The sequence below is a fragment of the Brevibacillus massiliensis genome (genome assembly GCF_000311785.1).
Taxonomy (GTDB): Bacteria; Bacillota; Bacilli; order Brevibacillales; family Brevibacillaceae; genus Brevibacillus_C; species Brevibacillus_C massiliensis.
This window is the reverse complement of record NZ_HE978540.1, coordinates 163,447-181,622: the sequence shown is the minus strand read 5'-3', so window position 1 is coordinate 181,622 and position 18,176 is coordinate 163,447. Positions and strand designations below refer to the sequence as shown.

The following is an 18,176-nucleotide window of genomic DNA, read 5'->3' as shown; positions in this document are numbered from 1 at the left end:
ACAAAAAGTATGAAATTAAAAATAACCAACTGTATGCCATGATCTTTAATCTACAGTATCTAATCATTGATTCTTCAACCTGGAATGTTTGGGTTATAGAATTGGAATCCATTGTTGATGAATACAACGACGTGGACATTAGGTTACTAGGGTTTCATGAGCAGTGGAAAGAACAACTAAGGAAACAGAGATAACCGAGAAGAAGTTGTGGTTTTAAATTCATATGCAGTCATTAGTTGATGTGAAAATTGATGTTAAAGTATATTTTATAGGATAACAGAACATTAAGTGAACAATCAGAACCTTGATTTAATGCTGTTTTGTGGCAGTATAACAGAAAGGTAAATAAACGGGTATTATCCCGCCATACGGGGCATGTGGAGTGCTGCTCACTGTTGGTGCGGAAGGACAATTAAATCGGAGATGTATTGGCGAATAGATAATCAATTCTTTGAAGTTTAAATATATGCTAAAATATGCAAGCGGTTTTGGAGACTCGCATGGATGAGTCTTTTTTTACTTTATCTGTTAGTAAAGATGGCATTACATGGACTAAAGAATACGATTGAACTTCCGCCCATCTTGGGCGGAAGTTGGATGATTATGAGGTGATTGGTGCTGTACCTTAGGATTATCACTTTGGACTACTGGACATTTCTTCTCGATTGCTGAATTATGGATTTCTTTTCCATGTTTACGGGGTTGCCATGCCAAGGAATCTGGGAACGATTCGCGACGCCACATTCCGATCAGCCGAGGCAAATCCGCTTCTTCGTTGGCCGTATTTTACGCCGATGCAGAAATTTATCGGCCAATACCCTTTCGACCTGAGGCGCGGGTAGGTGGGCACCTGCTTTTTTACAGCAATGATTCCAGAATCGCCAGGTTCGCTTTCTCATTCAGGCGGATCTGTTCGGAATATTTCCATTCGTCGCCAGGAGCGACCCTCAGTTCGCCGCAAATGTCGATGCCGATCACGTTTTTGTTCAAGACGAGTGTGTGCAGCGCCATGATCAGCTGCTTCAGGCGCATCTTGCCCTGATCCCAATTGGTGACGGCATCTGCTTCGTCCAGCACGTCCTTGTCGATGCTGATATAGATGTCATCAGCGACAAGAGAAGACAGTAGCTGCCCGGGATGCTCCAAATCAGGCAGCAGCAACATTTTGGATCGAATGCCCGGATCGCCGGAGAACGAGTCCGATTGAACGCCGACCCACACCACTTGCTGCAAGAGGGGAAGGCGCGTAATCGCTTCGGCTACCCACGACCCGCACGTCAGCAGCCCAGGCAGTTGGTCCGATTGCTGGGCGTCGGTATGATTGTCGAACAAGACGAGGCTGAACGGGTGGTCGATCTCGCTGAGGAAAGCGTAGGAGACATAGTGATGGTTTCCGCTACCGATATAAGTGATGCCGCTCGTCTTGCGGGCGGACAGCCTGCGGCGGATTTCCGCAAGCGCTTCGCGGGTGCAGAACAAATTCGTGGAAGGGATGTTCGACAGCTCGATCCATTCGTCGGCTCTGTCGGACAATTGAGGCTGTTGCTTGTACAAATGATCGAAATTCAGCACCGTCACTTCATGATGAAGAAGTCCCATGATCCATCATCTCCTTGCGAAAAGACGTTCATGTTCATTCATGTTTCAAGTCTATGACCACTGCTAATCTAAGAATACCACATTTCTCCTAAACTTATCCATTTGCGAGAGCGAATTCGCGTCCAGATCGTGCGCGGCAATAAACAGCGGCCCTTTCGGCTTCCGAAACGGAAGCGAAAGGGTCGAGCCAGGATATGATAGCGAGTATAGCTAGTGAAACGTCACATTGTCCGTATATAAAAATTTGCCTATTATACATTTTGCCATGATGACTGAGATCATAGTAAGCAGAGAAAAAAATGGATCTGGTCTTTAGACATCGTTTGGGAAATTGTATTTGACATCGCAATTCGCATGAAGGACCCAACATTAGTTAACAACAGCAAAACCATGATGATAGATGGAGATAATCCAACAAAAATAGCCAGCAATACAAAGCAGATAAAGCTCAGCAGCACAGCAGGATAAACCAAATATGAATGTCCCTTTTGATCGGCAAATGCCCCTCCTCTGCGGCCAAGCTGCTCTACAATTGGAGCAAGGATTTGATTGTATGTACGAATGCAAGCCGCTTTCAGAATAGCGTTCAAGGCAAGAGGCGCGGGCTTGTCCCGATTCCGAACGCAACACATGTTGAGGCGGTTGAGTGCTTGGTGTATAAGGGTTTCATGTGATCGAATAGGGGAGTTGGGGACGAAATGGGGACAGATACTATTTCTGTCCCCATTTGCTTGATAAAATTGATTCGACCCAATGATCACAAACCCTAAGTAAGATGCGGGAATTTCTGGAATCCACAAAACAAAGCATACTGAAGTCAGAAAACCCGTACAATCATAGGCTTTCGGACACGTTGGTTCGATCCTGATAGGGTCCACTATCTTTCACCTTCAAAACGGTCTATTCGTTCTTGGGTAATAGGAGAACCCCGGATATTTCACTACTGGCCACTTTTCCTTCCGCAATGCGTTTAGTAATTCCGGACCTGCATTTAGGTTCTCTTGTACCAATTGACGAGGCGTGAGCGCCATCCACTGATTTAGAGAAACGTCTTCAAAACGATCGCTCTTAAACATCTCCAAAAACCACAAGCTTTGGTCGCCGGTGTTTTGGATATAGTGCCCAAAAGCAAATGGTACATACCCTACATCCCCAGCCCGATAATCGAAAGTACGGGCCGTTCCATTGGGCGCAAATACCGTCATGCGTCCCGTTCCCGAGATATAATACTGCCATTCATCGTTGTTGGGATGCCAGTGCATTTCCCTCATGCCGCCCGGCTTTATCTCCACCAACGCCGCCGCTACCCGGGTTGAGATGGGACAGTTTGTTGAATCCACGATCCGCACTGTACCCCCCGGAAAATTGAGAAGTTTTTGAGCCAGCAGCCGGTGGGAAAAGTTCAGCGGCACAGTACCATAGGGATCCGGCACCTCTTGAGCTTCCAGGGGGCCGGGAATTTCTCCTTGGAAAATGTACAGCTGATGATCGGGGATACAAGCAAAAGCGCTTTCCGGCACTCCGAAATTCGCCGAAAGGACATCCTTTGGTGTATGGGCGAACCAGTCGGAGATCGATAAAGTGTTTAGATCGGAAAAACTGCCGTCGTCAAAGACGAGCAGAAACTCACAGCCTTCTTCCAATCCTTGGATCGAATGCGGAATGCCGGGGGGAAAATACCACAAGTCGCCCACACCAATATCTGCGATGAAGTTTCTGCCGTTCTGATCGACTGCCGTGATGCGCGCCCTGCCCACAAGCATGATCGACCATTCCGCCTGCTGATGCCAATGCAGCTCACGTACACCGCCCGGAGTCAGAGCCATGTTCACACCGGCAAGCGTGGTTGCGATCGGGAGCTGTCTAACCGTTACTTCCCTTGACCAGCCACCGTGATTTAATTGCATGTACGTGTCTGAGAAAGAAAACTTTAAGTTAGGGATCGTTCCGGCATCGGTGGCGGGTGGAACCAGCATGTCGGGGTTCTCTTGGTCGCGCAGGACGTCACGCGGGCCAAGATCCCACCAACCGGTACCATCATTCCTTATCGGCTGCGGTATATTGCCAGCTGCGGCTTGATTATAAGGACTTTGTTTCATAAACATTCCTCCCAAACCCTCCATAAAAACTAATGTAGACTATGCAAAAGAGTTGGGCTGGAAATTTGTCCTTTCATTGGCACATCATGAATGTTCCTGGTCATAAGACCTATGTGAAAGATGCGGAGTAGATTGCGGGTAAATTGATTTGACACTTACCAACTAGTAAGTTGAAATGAGTGTCATGGAAAATCGAAAAAAACAGAGCAAAAACCGCTACTATAACAAAGAGATCGCTCGGGTTACTTCCATTGCCATGAAACAAACCGGCAAGCGTGAGGATTATGGAATCGCTATGCCCATAACTTCTTGCATCAAGCGAGTCGGAAGATCGTGGATTTCGCGTGGAAACATCGCTGCCATACCATCGTCATGGATGACATTTTGAATTGGGGATTACTGGGTATCATGTGTTGTTGTCAGATTTTGATGCCTGGCATTGCGTGCTTACGAACGGATTTTTGGCTGTAGATGAAGATGAGTGGGATGCCTTTTATCGGGGAGAGCTGGAAATGACAAAAGAACAAAGCTGGGAACGAATTTTTGACTTTGAATCATTAAAGAAAGAACCTTGGTGGGAGGATACTGAGTTATATCTACAGGGGGTTACCGGAAAGGTTGACATTTCATGTGTTCGTAAAGTCAGAACGTTTGTTGCAAAAGGTACTAGTATATAACCCATTAGCTCCCACAGTTTATGAAAACAAAGAGATTGCCCTCAACGGTTTTTAGATAATCAAAAAGGCCTGCGATCGAAAAAAATTGATACTCCTATGTCATAGAGAATGGCTGACGATCTTATTTAGCTTGATTTTTTTGAATGCAGCCTTACGAGTCTATCGACCGCATTCATGACCAATTCTGGATGGTTTTGTGGAAGCATATGGGCAACTTTAGGCAGAATGATGAGCTCGGCATGTTTTATATCTTTCTTTAATCGATGCGCTTGTTCGATGGTTCCAAACGGATCTTCATTTCCTGCGACAATGACTACCGGGGTATCAATTTCCTTGTAGCGTTTGCTGATTTGCTCTGCCGCAGGGGCAAAGGCCAAAACATCTTCCCGATTGGCTTTAAACTGTCCAGGGCGAAGCCATAGCGCATGAGTCGCTTCCCGATAACCAGGAGGAATAGATTCGGGGGCGAAGGTCGCTTCTAATATCCGATCTGCCAAGACTGTTCCAAACGGGAATCGCAATGCTGTATGAAGCAGCAGGTTCCCAATGACAGAGGTCACCACTATCGTTGAGATTGGATCGCCGTTCTCTGCCGGATAGCCTTCCTTATACATCGCCCCGCCCAACGTAATAATTCCGTCAATCTCCTGTGGATAAAGCAAGGCGTATGACAAAACCATCATTCCGCTCCAAGAATGTCCTACCAAGATTGGTTTCTCGATCCCTAGCTCCACTAAGGCGGCATGGATTAGCCGCACTTGCACGATTGGGGTTACGGGTTCATTCCGGGGTCTTTCACTATAGCCATATCCTGGACGGTCGAAGGCGATCGCCTGATATCCTTTGTCAGCAGCCATGTTCAGCACCTGTTCGAAATCGCTGCCGGTCAGCACACCGCCGTGGAGAAATACGATTGGTTTGCCGGAGCCTTTGCTTATATAATGCAATTTAATCCCTTCAGCCGACACAAACCGTCCAGTCGGAGGAAACCTCGATTCCCCCTGCCTAAACAGAAACCGGTTGTAGCAGAATAGGCCACCCAATCCGATAGATATTGATAAAACAACGAATATCCACATTCTCTTTCTCTCCTTAAATGGTTTCCTGAATCACCAGCCTGATAAAATTGCAATAAAAGCATACTTGTGAGTATGTTGTCTCGATAGCAAAAATCGTATCGGTAAGGACAAATTACTCGATACTTGTATTCGGACGAATTCCATGCCATAAAATGGTTGAAATTTCTTTAGATAACATCTTGAAATCAACTTGATCCGGCGCGAGCAACCACATGAGCACAACCCCATTTATAAGGGAGTGAAGTGCGATAGACAAGGCATGAGGATCGATAGTTTCGATAATGAATCCTTTGCGTTGCAGTTCTTTCATTACATCCGAGGTTCCGAGAAACAGTCTGGAAAATGCTTCGGCCAGCTTTTCCCGGATCTCAGGTTCACGGCTATTGGCAACAAATTCGAAAAACAACAACGGACGTTCGCCTGATCCCGCTTCACATGAATCAAATTCTGATTCCAGCAATAACTCCAAGGCTTTCAACGGATTGACTGAGGTCATTACTTGATGGGCTTGGTTTGGCAGTTCGTTCAGAAGCTTGCTCAGGCTTTGTTCGCATAGAGCCAGGAACAAATCGCTCTTGCTGGAAAAATGCCAATAGACGGCGCCTTTGGTCATGCCTGCTTCCTGAGCGACCAGATCAAGCGTAGCGCCCCCATATCCATGAGTTGCAAATACATGACGCGCTGAAATCAATATTTTGGATTTAGTGTCCGCTTTGGACTGTTGGTGATGCTTCCTTAAAAAAGTTCTCAGCGCTGACTTGCTGCCAAAATACCTTTTCACTGTTGTCCAATGCAGGTTTGCTTCTTTAGCGATTTCGGCAAATGTAATCTTATCGTAGGGAAGCCGATCAGCTAAAACGGTAATGGCTTTGTGAATTTGTTCAGAGGATCTTATTTTTTACACCCCTTTTGGATTAGCTATATTCACATTCTGAAAAGTATGTTTTTATAATAAATTTTATTCGCGGATGTTGTCAAGTATTGGTGTAGCCCGTATCCCGGGAAATGTTTATCTTCGAGAAAATTTGACCTGTAGGTAAATCGCTTCTGATCCGGCATGAAGAATCCCATGCTTCTTCACACCGTGAACGTGAAGTGACATGGGATTTGTATATGCGGCAGTTTGGCAGCCATCGCAATTTGCTCAACCAACGGCCTGATCTTCGGAAACACCTTCAATGCTGTCTTGTATAACACCTCTTGCCCACGACAAGAGTAATCGACTAATGACTTTTCCGCTGTCCGTTTAAACTCTTCAATCCGGTATAAATGCATATGGGCATCAATGATTTTCATCCTGAATCTCCCCTTGGTTGGCAAACCGTATCGCCCGCAAGGCAGACAAGGAATCGGACGGGATCATCTTGTCAGTAAACAGGAAGAAGACGGGTGAGGTAAAGGCAACGTTATTGGCTGGCAGGTTCAGTTTGCGTACGACCGAGATTACAGCCACTTCCTTATTGGAGTAGGCATGCATTTGCACTTCATCCGGGTCAGTGATGATCTGCATGTGGTCTTTCAGGGAAGCAGAGCCGACAGTATTCTGCACGATCTCCACTGTATGACAAAGGATGGGTACCCCTGGCAGAAGCTTTTACTGGCTGTCACCAATTGCACCTTTGACACTGTAGTTTTCCAGATCAATATCCATTTCCAGTCCGAGAGCAAGCTTGGCCAGTTGAAATCCGATATAGGGTCCCGTTGTCAGACCCGACGCTCCCAGACCATTTGCCACGAGGATTCCTTCCCAACCGGGCAAAGCGCCGATGACAGGGAGAAATCCCGGAGTAAAGGGGCGAAACCCGGCTCTCGCTTCTAAAAACGTGGCGTTGACCAAGCCTGGAGCTGTTTCTAACGCTTTGTTGAAAACTTCTTGCAAGCCGCCGGCTGTTATTCGGGTGTCGAAACCTTCCGGATTATTTTCATGCGTTGCGCCAATGACAATTCTTTTATTCTCAAAAGCCAGCAAATATTGATCGCTGGGCGGCATGACGACGGGCCAGTTGTCCGTGTCGGCACCTGGCAATTCCAAGTGGACGATTTGCGCTTTTTGGTAGGTTACCCGAAAATCTACACCTAAAGGTTTTAGCAGCTGATTTGCCCATGCGCCGGCACAAATAATGACTGCATCGGAAGTAATGTATTTACCTCCGACATGTACCCCTGTTACACGTATTCCATTGTACTGAAGGGTTGCTTCTCCGTTTAATCGTACAGCGCCGTTTTTTACGGCTGCGCGCAAAAGGGCATCGCGGAGGTCGCGTCCATCGACACGGGCGGCACCCGTTACATGTACAGCGGCGCAGTCATCGGCAAGCGGCGGAAACAAAGCCTTTGCCTCACTTGGAGAAAGCTTGGTGATTTCTCCCATTTCCGGAGCGTTCTCTTTGCGTTTTAACGCGCGTTTTTGCAGTTCGGCGAGTTTTTTCATATCCTTCTGTATGCTGATGGCACCGACGCGGGCATAACCGGTTTGGGTTTCCCCGTCCCGTTCAAGCTCTTCGATCAAGGACGGATAAAAACGCGCCCCTTCCTTCGCCAGTGTATACCAAGCTTGGTTGCGTCTCTGCGACAGCCACGGACAAATAATCCCCGCAGCGGCATCAGTGGCTTGTCCTTTATCTTTGCGGTCGACGATGATCACTTCTGCGCCTCTTTTTGCCAATTGATATGCCGTAGAGGCCCCCAGAATCCCCGCACCGACTACGATACATTTTTTCATCTTTCAGCATCCTTTTTGTGTAAGCAAGTGTCTAGTCCATTGTATCCATATGGACACAAAACCAAAAGCAAAAATTGCTGTAGCGATCTATTCTTTTCCTGCTCTGCCGCTGGATCGAGGGTGATTGCCCGCCTCATCAGAATCGGCATGGATTCCACGATATCCCAATCATGGTCATCCCCTGACCAAATCCTGAAAACAATTTTTTCTTTTAGCAGCAATGTATTGAGTCTGGCATCACCCTAATAACGTCCGTAAATGAAACAGGAAAATTAACTTTTTAAAGCCAAATCATTGATTCATGTGTCTAATAAGTGTAATCAGGAGGAGGTGAACTGACAATTGGATACCACATACCTGGTCAAAATGGCACAAAAGGGTGATGAAGCTGCCTACTTGGAACTGTTTAGCCAACATGAAGAACTGATTTATAAAATGGCGTTTGTCTATGTAAAAAATCAGGATGATGCTTTGGATGTTGTTCAGGAAACGGCTTACCGATCATTTAAGTCTATAAAGACTTTAAAACATCCAAGGTTTTTTAAAACTTGGTTGACAAAAATTGCAATTAACTGTTCGTTGCATTTCCTTCGCCAACGAGCCAAGGGGATTCAATTGGAACCGCAGAATTTTGAATTGCTTCAGACGGAAAATGAGGATTTTACTCTCTCCATAATGCTGGAAGATGTAATTGATAAATTAGATTCAACAGAAAAAAGCGTAATCTTGCTGAGATTCTATCAAGATTACACCATAAAGGATGTCGCGGAGATGTTGGAAATCCCGTTGGGTACAGCTAAAACGGTTTTATATCGAGCCTTGGACAAACTTCGCAGGAATTTTAGGGAGGTGAAGATGAATGGAAAATGATCTCAAGAAGGAGATTGACAAAATCGAAATCCCGAATGAACTTCGTCGAAGAACTGAACTTGGTATTCAAAAAGCCAAACAGGAACTTAGCGAGCAAAAACATAGGAGGGGTTTACAAATAAAACGGTTATGTACAGGAGTTGGTGGAGTCATCGCCGCTTCCGTCTTGGCGTTTACACTGATCATTGCTGTTGAACCTGGAATGGCGTCATCCGTCAAGGGGTTTTTTAAAGATATAGTAAACTGGAAAGGTGCAGTAACCGGAGTGGAATATCTCCAAGCGACAAATGAAATCAAGCTTGAAAGCGGTCAACCCAACACAGGCGGGGAGAAAGTCGTTGTACCCATTACATTGACATTGCTGGAAGGAAATCATATGCCTTATAGGGATATTAAGGCGTTTACATTAGGGGAATTCATGTTTGTTGGCAGCTCGGGTGAAACTTTAAACGGACAGGAAGTTATCGTTCAAGCAATAACTGATAAGGAATATGACTTTGAGATTCCGGATTCGGATAAACTTCTGTCGGAAGAGGTATCTGACACTAATAACACGAGAAAATTTCAAGCGAACCTTCTTATACAAAAAGACTTCTTTGAAAAAAACAACCATATCACTTTGAAAATGAACTCTGTATATGGGCATAAAAAAGGCGATTACCCATTAAAAATGAACGGAGAATGGGAAGCGCAAATCAAATGAATGTAAGGCTCTGTCGGCTTTTTCGGAGCGGGTCAAGCGCTGCCAAGCTTTTGGCTGGGGCTGATCCTCATCTATCTTTTCGCCGTTCATTCGATACAAATAGGGGTAGCTGGATGAATAAGACCATGGCGGATGCAGAGTGAACCCCGGGCAAAACACAAAATTGCACAAGGGAGAAGCGAAGTGCGCTGCTTTTTCCGACAGCTTGGCAAAAGGCTATGGGCTGGCTCAAATCCAGCCGCATGGCCTTGTTTTTTTACACCTGCCCCTGTCGCGGGTATGCTCTTGTAGATCAGTCTGTGCCATTGATCCAAACCCATTGCTGATAGGGATAGAATCGGCTGCCGTTCCATTTGAGGACATTCATGAAATACCCTAGTCCATCCGCATGATATCTTCCGGTAATTCGCTGCAGGGCCATTAATGTATACTGGCCGTCCCGCTCAAAATCGATCGGAAAGAGGCCGCTTAAAGCGTTTACGTCCCCTTGAATCGGCTCCTTTCGTTTACCGTTGCTGTCGTAGATTTCCGATAAATACTGCTTTCCTTTATAAGTCAGATCGATGATATACGTTGATTGCGGGTTTTTGCTGGCGGCTTTGACCTTGTAGTTATCCTGGTAATTGACCGTGTATTGGTGTGCTTGATTAAACTGCTCAAAGTCAAATAATGGATAGGGTTGGCTGTTGCGATAAGAGAAAACATAACTGTAGATATATCCGCCTGACCCGCTCGAATCGATCACGACGAGGATATCGTTTACGCCGTTCCCGGCAAAGTCCGCCAATTGTACGGTGGGGTGGTAGCCGGCATTTTGTCTCAAGGGAATTGAATTGGTTACCCCTGTTCGCCCGTCTTGAATGTACAAGGTAATATGCTGGATAAAGGGGCTGCCTGGTTCCTGGCTGCCGACCAAATAAACGAGATCGGGAATGCCGTCTCCATTCACATCGCCCCATTTTTGATCGAGTCCACACATCTGCTGAGCGGAGACACTCGGAGGAAAACGTCCCCCGTCAGCGTTAACAGGTCGAAAGGTGTACATCGTACGCATTCACTCCTCCTGATGTCATCTTTTAGATTATGTTCCTGTTCTGGGTGGTGTGCGGCTTTTACAACTCTATTACATCGCCGTGCTATGCTTAGAGGGAGGTGATCCTGGTGGCAACCATCTTAATTGTCGAGGACGAAATTCCAATCAATGAGTTGATCAAGAGAAATCTGCAATCGGTGGGACATACATGTATTTCTGTTTTTGATGGAAGGGCAGCCATACAAGAGCTGGAACAGCGCGAAGTGGATCTCGTCCTGCTGGACATCATGCTTCCGGAGATGGACGGGTATGAGGTTTTCCGGCAGATCCGCGGGACACCTGCCATTTTCCTCACGGCGCGTGACAGTTTATCGGACAAGGTGAAGGGCCTTACCCTCGGCGCTGATGATTATCTGGTCAAACCATTTGAGATGCTGGAACTCTTGGCGCGGGTGGATGCGGTGTTGAGACGCACCAAGAAGGAAAGCAAGATTTTTGAGCTGGATGGGGTAAAAATCGATTTTGCGAGCAGACAAGTCTTTCTGAATGAACGTCCGGTCGAATGTACGCCCAAAGAATTCGATTTGCTGGAAGTGTTGGTGAACAACCGGAATATTGCCTTATCACGGGACAAGCTGCTGGAGCTCGCTTGGGGCTATGACTATGCAGGGGATACCAGGACGGTGGATGTTCATATTCAAAAGCTGAGGAAGAAGCTGGATATGGAATGCAGAATAAAAACGGTCTATAAAATGGGATACCGTTTCGAGGTGTAGGGACGAATGTTTTACAACTTCACAATCGCTTGATGACGATTCTATAATCTGCCCCTCTTATACTGCCTGTTGTGATCACAAATAAAACGATGAAGGAGAGATTCAGATGAACGCAAACAGATCGGGAAAAAGCTTGAAACAAACCGTGTTGGCGGCCGCGGTCGTCATTGGGGGCAGCACATTGCTGTTCCAGGGGCTCGTACAGGGAGTGACGGCGGCGGAATTCAAAAAAACGGATACGATCGCTACAAGCTATGCGAATTATACAGCCGGTTCCGCCCAAGCGGCACAAAAAAGCTTGCCGGCAGGCTACAAGAAAGCAAACTACACGATAGGAGCAATTGACCTTGAATACTACCGCAACCAAACGCCAACCAGCAAGGACATCACAAAAGAAGCTGCCGCGGAAATCGGCGCACAGGCCCTTTGGGAAGTATTTGGCCAGAGTTTGGAGGGTCAGGTGATTGAAATGGGCTACAACCAGGCAACCGAAAGTCTTCCTCGTACGAGCTGGTACGCTGATGTGCTGATCAACGGCAAGCGCAGTTATTCTTTCTCTGTGGACTCGGTAACAGGAGAATTATTAGACCTGGCCCGTGAAAGAACGCTGGATAAAAAAGTTTCAGTAGCCTTTGATCCGGAGCTTGATAAAAATCCGCAGGAATATGTGGCGCTGGCAAAGAATTTGGCGGAGAAATACAACGTTGTTCACAGCAAAGTCAAGTCGGTTGCATACAATGGCCAAGGTTACACCAGCCAGGGTTCCAGCAACAATGATCCGACGATTTCACTCGATATCACGGGAGAAAATGGGGAAATTGCTTTGATGACATTCTCGCGATATGATAAGCAGCTGCTCGGCATTGTTTATAATGGGGAATATAAGCCCGCAGTGGAATTCAGTGAAAAGCTTATGAAGCGGGTGCAGGAAAAGGCCGGAGAGCTTGAAAAGTCGGCTCTCTCTGCCAAACAAAACGAAACACCCTTGATGATGGTTATTGATTAGGATTGAGACATTCAGTCCTCAAGCCGCCACAATGCTGGCGGCTTTTCACGATGGGTCGCGCCCTCCGTGATCAAATTCAAGCGAATCACGAATGATATTCTTTAAATAAAGAAGGTAAGCCGATGAAATACCGAACCTTTTTAACGACCCTTATCCTTTTTCTGTTCTCCTTCAATCTTGGAATCGCAATCATTTGTGTCACGACATTTAAAGACACGGTTCATCGTGCGGAAGAAAAAAGTTTGGGCGAGCATTATTTCATAACATCTGCGCTTATAAAGGATTTTCAAGCTGTGGAAAGCCGCGGAACTGATATTGAGGGCTCTTTAGGCTCTCTGCTCCAGCCGTACAGTTATCTGTCCGGGGATAAAAAGGTGAAACTGGCGCTTTACAAGGATAAGCAGCTCGTCTACTCCAATCGGCAGGAAATCGTATTGCCAAGCAGTTATTCGAAACCGCCGGAGGATGGAAAACGTCTGGTTTCGATACAAAAATCAGATAGCCGTACCTATATCATGGTTTCGGGAAAGCTTCCAGCGCCCTACGATTTTTATACGATGGTCTATCTTTATGATACGACAGAGGCTATCACTGCATGGGAGCAAATGAAAAACATGCTGTTTTTCGCGGGGCTGATTCTTTCCAGTTTGCTTGCTTTCGGTCTTCTTTTATTGCTTAACCGAATATTCAAGCCCCTCTCGCAGATTTCTCAAATCTCCCGCAATATCGCGGCTGGCGCATATGACACCAGGCTTCCGGTATCCGGGCATGACGAGCTTTCCGAAATGGCGCAAAGTTTCAATCATATGGCGGAGGAAATTCAGCGGCAGATACAGGAGTTGGCTGCTGCGGCAGAACAGAAGCAGCAATTTGTAGACAATTTGGCTCATGAGCTCAGAACTCCTCTGACCGCCATTTACGGGTATGCGGAATACATTCAGAAGGTCGTTCGCACGGAAGAGGACAAGCTGTTTGCGACCAATTACATCATGTCTGAGAGCCGCAGACTGCAGAATATCGCTTATCGTTTGCTGGATATGGCAACCCTTCGTGAAAACAAGACCGAGCGGAGCGACGTTCGCATGGAAGAGTTGGTTCGCGGGGTCGAGCAAGCTCTGTGCATGAAGGCAGCCGAACAAAATATCCAGATTACCTATGAGTACCGCTTTGACACGTTGTTTTGCGATGCCGACCTGATGCACATACTGCTCGTAAATTTGATCGATAACGCGATAAAAGCATGCAGTCCGGGCGGAGTCATCAAGCTGTCCGCTGATCTGGAGGAGGGACGTAAGGTGATCTCCGTTCAGGATAACGGCAAGGGAATGACAGAGGAGCATCTCGCCCATATCACAGAGGCGTTCTATCGGGTAGATCCTTCCCGCAGCCGGGCCGGCGGCGGAGCGGGTTTAGGTCTGACGCTTTGCCGGCAGATTGCCGTGAATCATGAGGCAGAGCTGAGCTTTACATCTGAGCTGGGCAAAGGGACAACAGCGAAGCTGACTTTTTCAGGAACGCCTTGCCGGACTGTCCTCCCGCCCGCTAACAGCCAATGATATCCATAGCTGCTGCCAATATGCTGCTGTCCCCAGCCGATATGGGATGAACGGTACAACCCCTTCCAGCAGACCGATCCATACGTATAGCCTCCACAAGCCCGCGTGGTGGGACGCTTCACAAGGGCCGCCCTCGCCTCTTGACGCTGATGTTGAAACACCCCAGGTATTCACACGCCTCGCCAAAACGGGGAAAACCTCATTTCCTTGAACAGCCGAGCTGCCATCTCTTCATCGAATATTTGCAGACCTGCCAGCTTCCTGCCCTTGGCATCAGGAGAACGGCGCAAGGAATCGATATGGAAGAGCTTGAGACTACAGGAGTGATGGAACCTAAATGAGCTCACCCCGTATTATAGGTTGGGAAAAAGATTGGGAATGGAGGAAGATTATTGATACGTTCTACCGATCAGGATTGTGTCCACGAACGCTGTGATCGGCGGATGGAACCTTTCTACTGGATATTAACGTTCGAAGCCATGTCATTTCTCCTCCTATTGGGGATAGCGCTGATGGGCGGTCCCATCTATTTGGTATACCTCTATCAATCATGGGCCTACATACTTCTCCCCCTCCTGCTGCCGGGGGCATGGCTTGTAAAATTTGCGATTCACTATTTGCGGTCGGCGATACGCAAAAATCGTCTGCTCAATCGTTACAGGCTGTACGGGGATCGGATCGAGTATCGAATCTACAACCACGCCGAAAATACGGTTTGCGAGGATACCATCAGGTTCGAGCAGATTGATCGTGTCTATGTTTCAAAGTATATTGCGCGGTATCACTATGCCTACCGGAAAAGCAAATTGAGAGAGGCACAACCTGTCTTTCACATTTTACCGATCATGTATATCCATTACCGGGATGGAATGAACAAGAAGCGAGTGCTTGCGGTACCCTTCTACGAAAATGGCGAAACCGAAATTTGGCTGAAGGAGCTGCAAACCCACGGCATCTCTCTCTGGGCGACGAATCGGCTGCTATCGGATCTGCCGGAAGAGGAACAACTTCGCATGTTGGAAGAAGAAGGAGGCTCGATGCCGTTTCCTTTCGAACGTCATTTGCAGCAAGAATTAGATTCAATCCTCGAAGAAATAGAGCGCCGGGAACGAACGGAGAATCCCGCCGGGTTCCGCGACGGAGCCCAAGCTGATCCGCAGCACGGCGCGGCCGCCGGCGGGAACGCAGTAAAAGCCCTGATGCGATTGAAACCGCAGCGGTCAACGTGGATCATTTTCACGCTGCTTTTCGCTTTCCTCTTTGTCTCGATCAAGCTGGCAGACAAGGGCATCATTTCCTCAGACTCGACGGGAATATGCCTTGCGGTGCTGTTTGTCGCCGCGGCAGTCTACCAATCCTTGGTGAAACATTCGACGATCTGGGTCCCTTTGCGCTTCCTCCTCATCTCACTGCTCGGTTGGGCGCTGACCGGCGGTTTTATGCCGGAGAGCAGTTCCGTTCCCGGCGAAGAGTATTACACTTCCGCGATGGCTGCAGTTATCTTGATGGTAATTGCCGTCTGGCCGCTGTACGGTATCCTGTACTGGCTGCGCCACAGACGCAGGGATGGACGCAGTGTTTGACGACGACAAGTTCCGTTGGCGGATTCTACAACGACAGGAGGAGCCCATGTGACATTCTATTCGGAAATGTTTTTTTCCAAATGGCACCTGATTACCGCTGCCATGACGGTGATCGCTTGGATCGCGCTCATCGCGGGAGGATATGAGCGGCGCGTCGTGCTTCGCAGCGGAATGGGAGCGATGGTATTCTTGTACGTGGTTACAACGATTCCGATCGCGACGATTACCTACCAGGAAAAATCGGTCGACAGCTGGATGCGGCAGCAAATCGTTCACCACTATGAGGAGAAGATGAAGCGGCTCGGAGGACCCGCGAGCGACATCGATCGTTTGGCTGTATCCGCTGGCTCTTTCAAAAGCAAGGATGTCTACAAAATCTACATCTATGCCGGGATCGAGACTTATCGGTACGAGTTTGAACCTCAAAACGAATAAACATGGGGACAATGAGAAAGGAATGAAAAGAAGCAGGAAAAAACGCTTCCAAAGGTTGAAACAGACAAGAGGGGCAGTTCACCCCTCTTCGGCGTTTACATACGAAATGCTGGTATTTTTCTTCCGTCAATATCGGTAAAGCCGTATTCCTCCGCCAGTTGACCGACTCTGAGAATGTGACCGCTTTTTTCACTCACCAGCGGATCGCACGATAATGCGACGATGGCGCGTCCCAGATAGTGTGGCGTTTCTGTTTGCTTCAGTTCAGGTACAGTATGCCAATTCTCCTCGTCCGTGTTGAATGCGGCCAATACCAGCTCCGTTCGCATCCATCCCGGTGAAACAGCGATGACCGCAATATTGTCCTGCCTTAATTCGGTTGCCAAGCCATAAGCCATTTGATTTAGGGCATTTTTCGCCAAGTCATAATAAAAATTCCCAAGGTATTTGTCGTCATCCCAGAAGGTTGTGTGCACAATGAGGCCTGATTGCTTTTCCCGCATCAGTGGAATCGCAAAGCGATTGGTTGCAAGCTGTGCCCGCACTCCTGCCTGAAACATGTGATCCCAATGCAGCATCGGCAATTCCCATAGTGGTTTCTGTTCGATCGGCAGTTCGTTGCCGCCCCAAACATTGTTCACCAGGATGTCCAGCTGCCCTTGCTCTTGCCGGATGCGGCGGATCACTGACTCTGTCTCCTCATCATGGGTGTGGTCGCAGCGAACGGCAAAGGATCGGATCTGTGCCGCCGTATCGTCTATCGTCCCGGGATAGTCGAGCGTAGACCTGCCTTTGACGCTTCTTCCCGTGACATAGACCGTCGCACCCGCTTTCGCCAGCTCTACTGCAATCGCTCTCCCCGCACCTCTGCTTCCGCCCGTAACCAGTGCGATTTTCCCATTCAAATTATTCATGCGAACTCCCCTTTTCACAAATATGGTTTTGATGAAGGCAGGATCAGTCAGCATCATTTTAGTTGTTATATATGTCATCTATTGTCATATTCAAAGCGGGCGAAAAATAAAGTTAGAAGCAAATGGAAGCCAGTATAATCCACCGGATACCGCCGTAACCTGCAGCGCGAAGCCAAGCTGTTTGTTTCGGAGATCTGCGATCAGGAAATCGATCACATATTTCACCAAGTCAAGCCGCAGGTCTTGATTCACCTGGCTGCCCAAACGAGCGTAAACCAATCAATGACCAGCCCTTATGATGAAGCAACCGGTGCTTCATTGGTAAAAGTTCCCCTTTGGGGAACAGAACAACCGCGCGAACATCTTCCTGTTAGGCCGACAGCAGGACCCGATGCCGGCTAGATGTGGGATCTTCTCGGCTGAAGTGATAAAATAGAAAAAAACTTGCCAACAATGGAAGACTTCTTTAGAGAGAAGGGAATTTGGATGATACGTGTGTTATTTGTTTGTATGGGCAATATTTGCCGCTCTCCGATGGCGGAAGCCGTTTTTCGCCATATGGTCGCGAAAGCGGGTCTCGCTGATCAGATTGAGGCGGATTCGGCTGGACTGGGCGGTTGGCACACAGGTGATCGGCCGCATCGCGGGACACTGGGATTGTTAAAAGCGAACGGCATCCCGCATGACTACTTGCGGGCAAGACAGATTAAAACGGCGGATGTTACGGCGTTTACCTATATTGTTTGTATGGATAACGAAAACCTTGCCGGACTAAAAAGGTTGGCTCCACAGGCAGGCAACATCTCGAAGCTGCTGGATTATGCCAGGGAACAAGAGGAGCGGGAAGTAGAAGATCCCTATTATACAGGGCGGTTTGAGCATGTCTATCAACTTGTCGAGCTTGGGTGCAAAGGCTTGCTGGAGAGGATTTGCCAGGATCACGGAATCGTCAGGAAGTAGGAGCGTATGTAGCGGCGGTTTTTTTAAGGGAGACCTGTACATCCCGGCAGATTGGCTATAACGCTGCAGCGGATTGCAGAATCTGCCGGCAAAACTGCCGCAAGCGGCCGCGGCACGGTCCAAGCGACACTCTGCTGTTTGCAAACTCGGCATTGTCGCAACGG

At 47.8% G+C, this 18,176-nt stretch carries 20 protein-coding genes; 11 read left to right on the top strand and 9 right to left on the bottom strand.

The window, feature by feature from the left end; genetic code table 11:
* Positions 1-194 (top strand): hypothetical protein (locus HGBM_RS31315; RefSeq protein WP_019121642.1); only part of this gene is annotated, 194 nt, incomplete at its 5' end.
* A 664-nt stretch (positions 195-858) separates the two neighbouring features.
* Here the strand turns inward: HGBM_RS31315 and HGBM_RS13495 are convergent.
* Both HGBM_RS13495 and HGBM_RS13485 read right to left on the bottom strand, forming a co-directional pair.
* Positions 859-1,599, bottom strand: coding sequence for an arginase family protein (locus HGBM_RS13495; protein WP_019121641.1), 741 nt, complete (start codon positions 1,597-1,599; stop codon positions 859-861).
* Positions 1,600-2,489: 890 nt separating this feature from the next.
* On the bottom strand, positions 2,490-3,698 hold the full coding sequence (locus HGBM_RS13485; RefSeq protein ID WP_019121639.1) for an oxalate decarboxylase family bicupin: 1,209 nt from the start codon (positions 3,696-3,698) through the stop codon (positions 2,490-2,492).
* Positions 3,699-4,087: 389 nt separating this feature from the next.
* Between HGBM_RS13485 and HGBM_RS27420 the strand changes: the two genes are divergently transcribed.
* A complete protein-coding gene (locus tag HGBM_RS27420; RefSeq protein ID WP_019121638.1) occupies positions 4,088-4,375 on the top strand; it encodes a hypothetical protein in 288 nt (95 codons plus the stop codon).
* Positions 4,376-4,500: 125 nt separating this feature from the next.
* Here HGBM_RS27420 and HGBM_RS13475 read toward each other — a convergent pair whose 3' ends face one another.
* The 5 genes from HGBM_RS13475 to HGBM_RS13455 form a co-directional block, all read right to left on the bottom strand.
* Positions 4,501-5,454 (bottom strand): alpha/beta fold hydrolase, encoded by a 954-nt coding sequence (locus tag HGBM_RS13475; protein WP_019121637.1) that lies wholly within the window; start codon positions 5,452-5,454, stop codon positions 4,501-4,503.
* Between the two features lie 112 nt (positions 5,455-5,566).
* Entirely contained in the window at positions 5,567-6,235 is a 669-nt protein-coding gene (locus HGBM_RS30385) for a TetR/AcrR family transcriptional regulator (protein ID WP_161605046.1), read from the bottom strand.
* Between the two features lie 296 nt (positions 6,236-6,531).
* Positions 6,532-6,750, bottom strand: coding sequence for a hypothetical protein (locus tag HGBM_RS30965; protein ID WP_019121635.1), 219 nt, complete (start codon positions 6,748-6,750; stop codon positions 6,532-6,534).
* Positions 6,737-7,003 carry a hypothetical protein gene (locus tag HGBM_RS13460; protein WP_218916996.1) on the bottom strand — a complete coding sequence of 89 codons (267 nt, stop codon included), beginning with the start codon at positions 7,001-7,003 and terminating at the stop codon, positions 6,737-6,739. Before HGBM_RS13460 ends, HGBM_RS30965 begins: the two co-directional genes overlap by 14 nt.
* A gap of 45 nt (positions 7,004-7,048) precedes the next feature.
* Positions 7,049-8,176, bottom strand: a complete 1,128-nt coding sequence (locus tag HGBM_RS13455) for an NAD(P)/FAD-dependent oxidoreductase (protein WP_019121633.1) — start codon at positions 8,174-8,176, stop codon at positions 7,049-7,051.
* 342 nt (positions 8,177-8,518) lie between these two features.
* Here HGBM_RS13455 and HGBM_RS13445 point away from each other — a divergent pair, with 342 nt between their 5' ends.
* Both HGBM_RS13445 and HGBM_RS13440 read left to right on the top strand, forming a co-directional pair.
* Entirely contained in the window at positions 8,519-9,046 is a 528-nt protein-coding gene (locus tag HGBM_RS13445) for a sigma-70 family RNA polymerase sigma factor (protein ID WP_019121631.1), read from the top strand.
* Positions 9,036-9,749 carry a hypothetical protein gene (locus tag HGBM_RS13440; RefSeq protein WP_019121630.1) on the top strand — a complete coding sequence of 238 codons (714 nt, stop codon included), beginning with the start codon at positions 9,036-9,038 and terminating at the stop codon, positions 9,747-9,749. Before HGBM_RS13445 ends, HGBM_RS13440 begins: the two co-directional genes overlap by 11 nt.
* A 292-nt stretch (positions 9,750-10,041) precedes the next feature.
* Here the strand turns inward: HGBM_RS13440 and HGBM_RS13435 are convergent, their stop codons facing one another.
* On the bottom strand, positions 10,042-10,803 hold the full coding sequence (locus HGBM_RS13435) for an FG-GAP repeat domain-containing protein (RefSeq protein ID WP_019121629.1): 762 nt from the start codon (positions 10,801-10,803) through the stop codon (positions 10,042-10,044).
* 107 nt (positions 10,804-10,910) lie between these two features.
* Here HGBM_RS13435 and HGBM_RS13430 point away from each other — a divergent pair, with 107 nt between their 5' ends.
* The 5 genes from HGBM_RS13430 (at position 10,911) to HGBM_RS27415 (ending at position 16,138) form a co-directional block, all read left to right on the top strand.
* Positions 10,911-11,558: a response regulator transcription factor gene (locus tag HGBM_RS13430; RefSeq protein WP_019121628.1), complete on the top strand. Its 648-nt coding sequence runs from the start codon at positions 10,911-10,913 to the stop codon at positions 11,556-11,558.
* Positions 11,559-11,664: 106 nt separating this feature from the next.
* Positions 11,665-12,564 carry a hypothetical protein gene (locus HGBM_RS13425; RefSeq protein ID WP_019121627.1) on the top strand — a complete coding sequence of 300 codons (900 nt, stop codon included), beginning with the start codon at positions 11,665-11,667 and terminating at the stop codon, positions 12,562-12,564.
* Positions 12,565-12,857: 293 nt separating this feature from the next.
* Positions 12,858-14,120 (top strand): sensor histidine kinase, encoded by a 1,263-nt coding sequence (locus HGBM_RS13420; RefSeq protein ID WP_245552977.1) that lies wholly within the window; start codon positions 12,858-12,860, stop codon positions 14,118-14,120.
* A 392-nt stretch (positions 14,121-14,512) separates the two neighbouring features.
* A complete protein-coding gene (locus tag HGBM_RS13415; protein WP_147512882.1) occupies positions 14,513-15,703 on the top strand; it encodes a hypothetical protein in 1,191 nt (396 codons plus the stop codon).
* Between the two features lie 48 nt (positions 15,704-15,751).
* Positions 15,752-16,138, top strand: a complete 387-nt coding sequence (locus tag HGBM_RS27415; RefSeq protein WP_019121624.1) for a hypothetical protein — start codon at positions 15,752-15,754, stop codon at positions 16,136-16,138.
* Positions 16,139-16,233: 95 nt separating this feature from the next.
* On the opposite strand, the gene HGBM_RS13405 is transcribed toward HGBM_RS27415, so the two are convergent.
* Entirely contained in the window at positions 16,234-17,052 is an 819-nt protein-coding gene (locus HGBM_RS13405; RefSeq protein WP_019121623.1) for an SDR family NAD(P)-dependent oxidoreductase, read from the bottom strand.
* Positions 17,053-17,211: 159 nt separating this feature from the next.
* Between HGBM_RS13405 and HGBM_RS32495 the strand changes: the two genes are divergently transcribed.
* Both HGBM_RS32495 and HGBM_RS13395 read left to right on the top strand, forming a co-directional pair.
* Positions 17,212-17,454 (top strand): GDP-mannose 4,6-dehydratase, encoded by a 243-nt coding sequence (locus tag HGBM_RS32495; protein ID WP_147512884.1) that lies wholly within the window; start codon positions 17,212-17,214, stop codon positions 17,452-17,454.
* Between the two features lie 84 nt (positions 17,455-17,538).
* The gene (locus HGBM_RS13395; protein ID WP_026074401.1) at positions 17,539-18,012 is read left to right on the top strand and encodes a low molecular weight protein-tyrosine-phosphatase; all 474 of its coding nucleotides are present in this window, start codon (positions 17,539-17,541) and stop codon (positions 18,010-18,012) included.
* The last annotated feature ends 164 nt before the right edge of the window (positions 18,013-18,176 follow it).

Coding starts and splice junctions, on each gene's coding strand:
- HGBM_RS13495 (WP_019121641.1), bottom strand. CDS start 1,599: ATGGGACTTCTTCATCATGAAGTGACGGTGCTGAATTTCGATCATTTG.
- HGBM_RS13485 (WP_019121639.1), bottom strand. CDS start 3,698: ATGAAACAAAGTCCTTATAATCAAGCCGCAGCTGGCAATATACCGCAG.
- HGBM_RS13475 (WP_019121637.1), bottom strand. CDS start 5,454: ATGTGGATATTCGTTGTTTTATCAATATCTATCGGATTGGGTGGCCTA.
- HGBM_RS30965 (WP_019121635.1), bottom strand. CDS start 6,750: ATGAAAATCATTGATGCCCATATGCATTTATACCGGATTGAAGAGTTT.
- HGBM_RS13455 (WP_019121633.1), bottom strand. CDS start 8,176: ATGAAAAAATGTATCGTAGTCGGTGCGGGGATTCTGGGGGCCTCTACG.
- HGBM_RS13440 (WP_019121630.1), top strand. CDS start 9,036: ATGGAAAATGATCTCAAGAAGGAGATTGACAAAATCGAAATCCCGAAT.
- HGBM_RS13435 (WP_019121629.1), bottom strand. CDS start 10,803: ATGCGTACGATGTACACCTTTCGACCTGTTAACGCTGACGGGGGACGT.
- HGBM_RS13425 (WP_019121627.1), top strand. CDS start 11,665: ATGAACGCAAACAGATCGGGAAAAAGCTTGAAACAAACCGTGTTGGCG.
- HGBM_RS13405 (WP_019121623.1), bottom strand. CDS start 17,052: ATGAATAATTTGAATGGGAAAATCGCACTGGTTACGGGCGGAAGCAGA.
- HGBM_RS13395 (WP_026074401.1), top strand. CDS start 17,539: ATGATACGTGTGTTATTTGTTTGTATGGGCAATATTTGCCGCTCTCCG.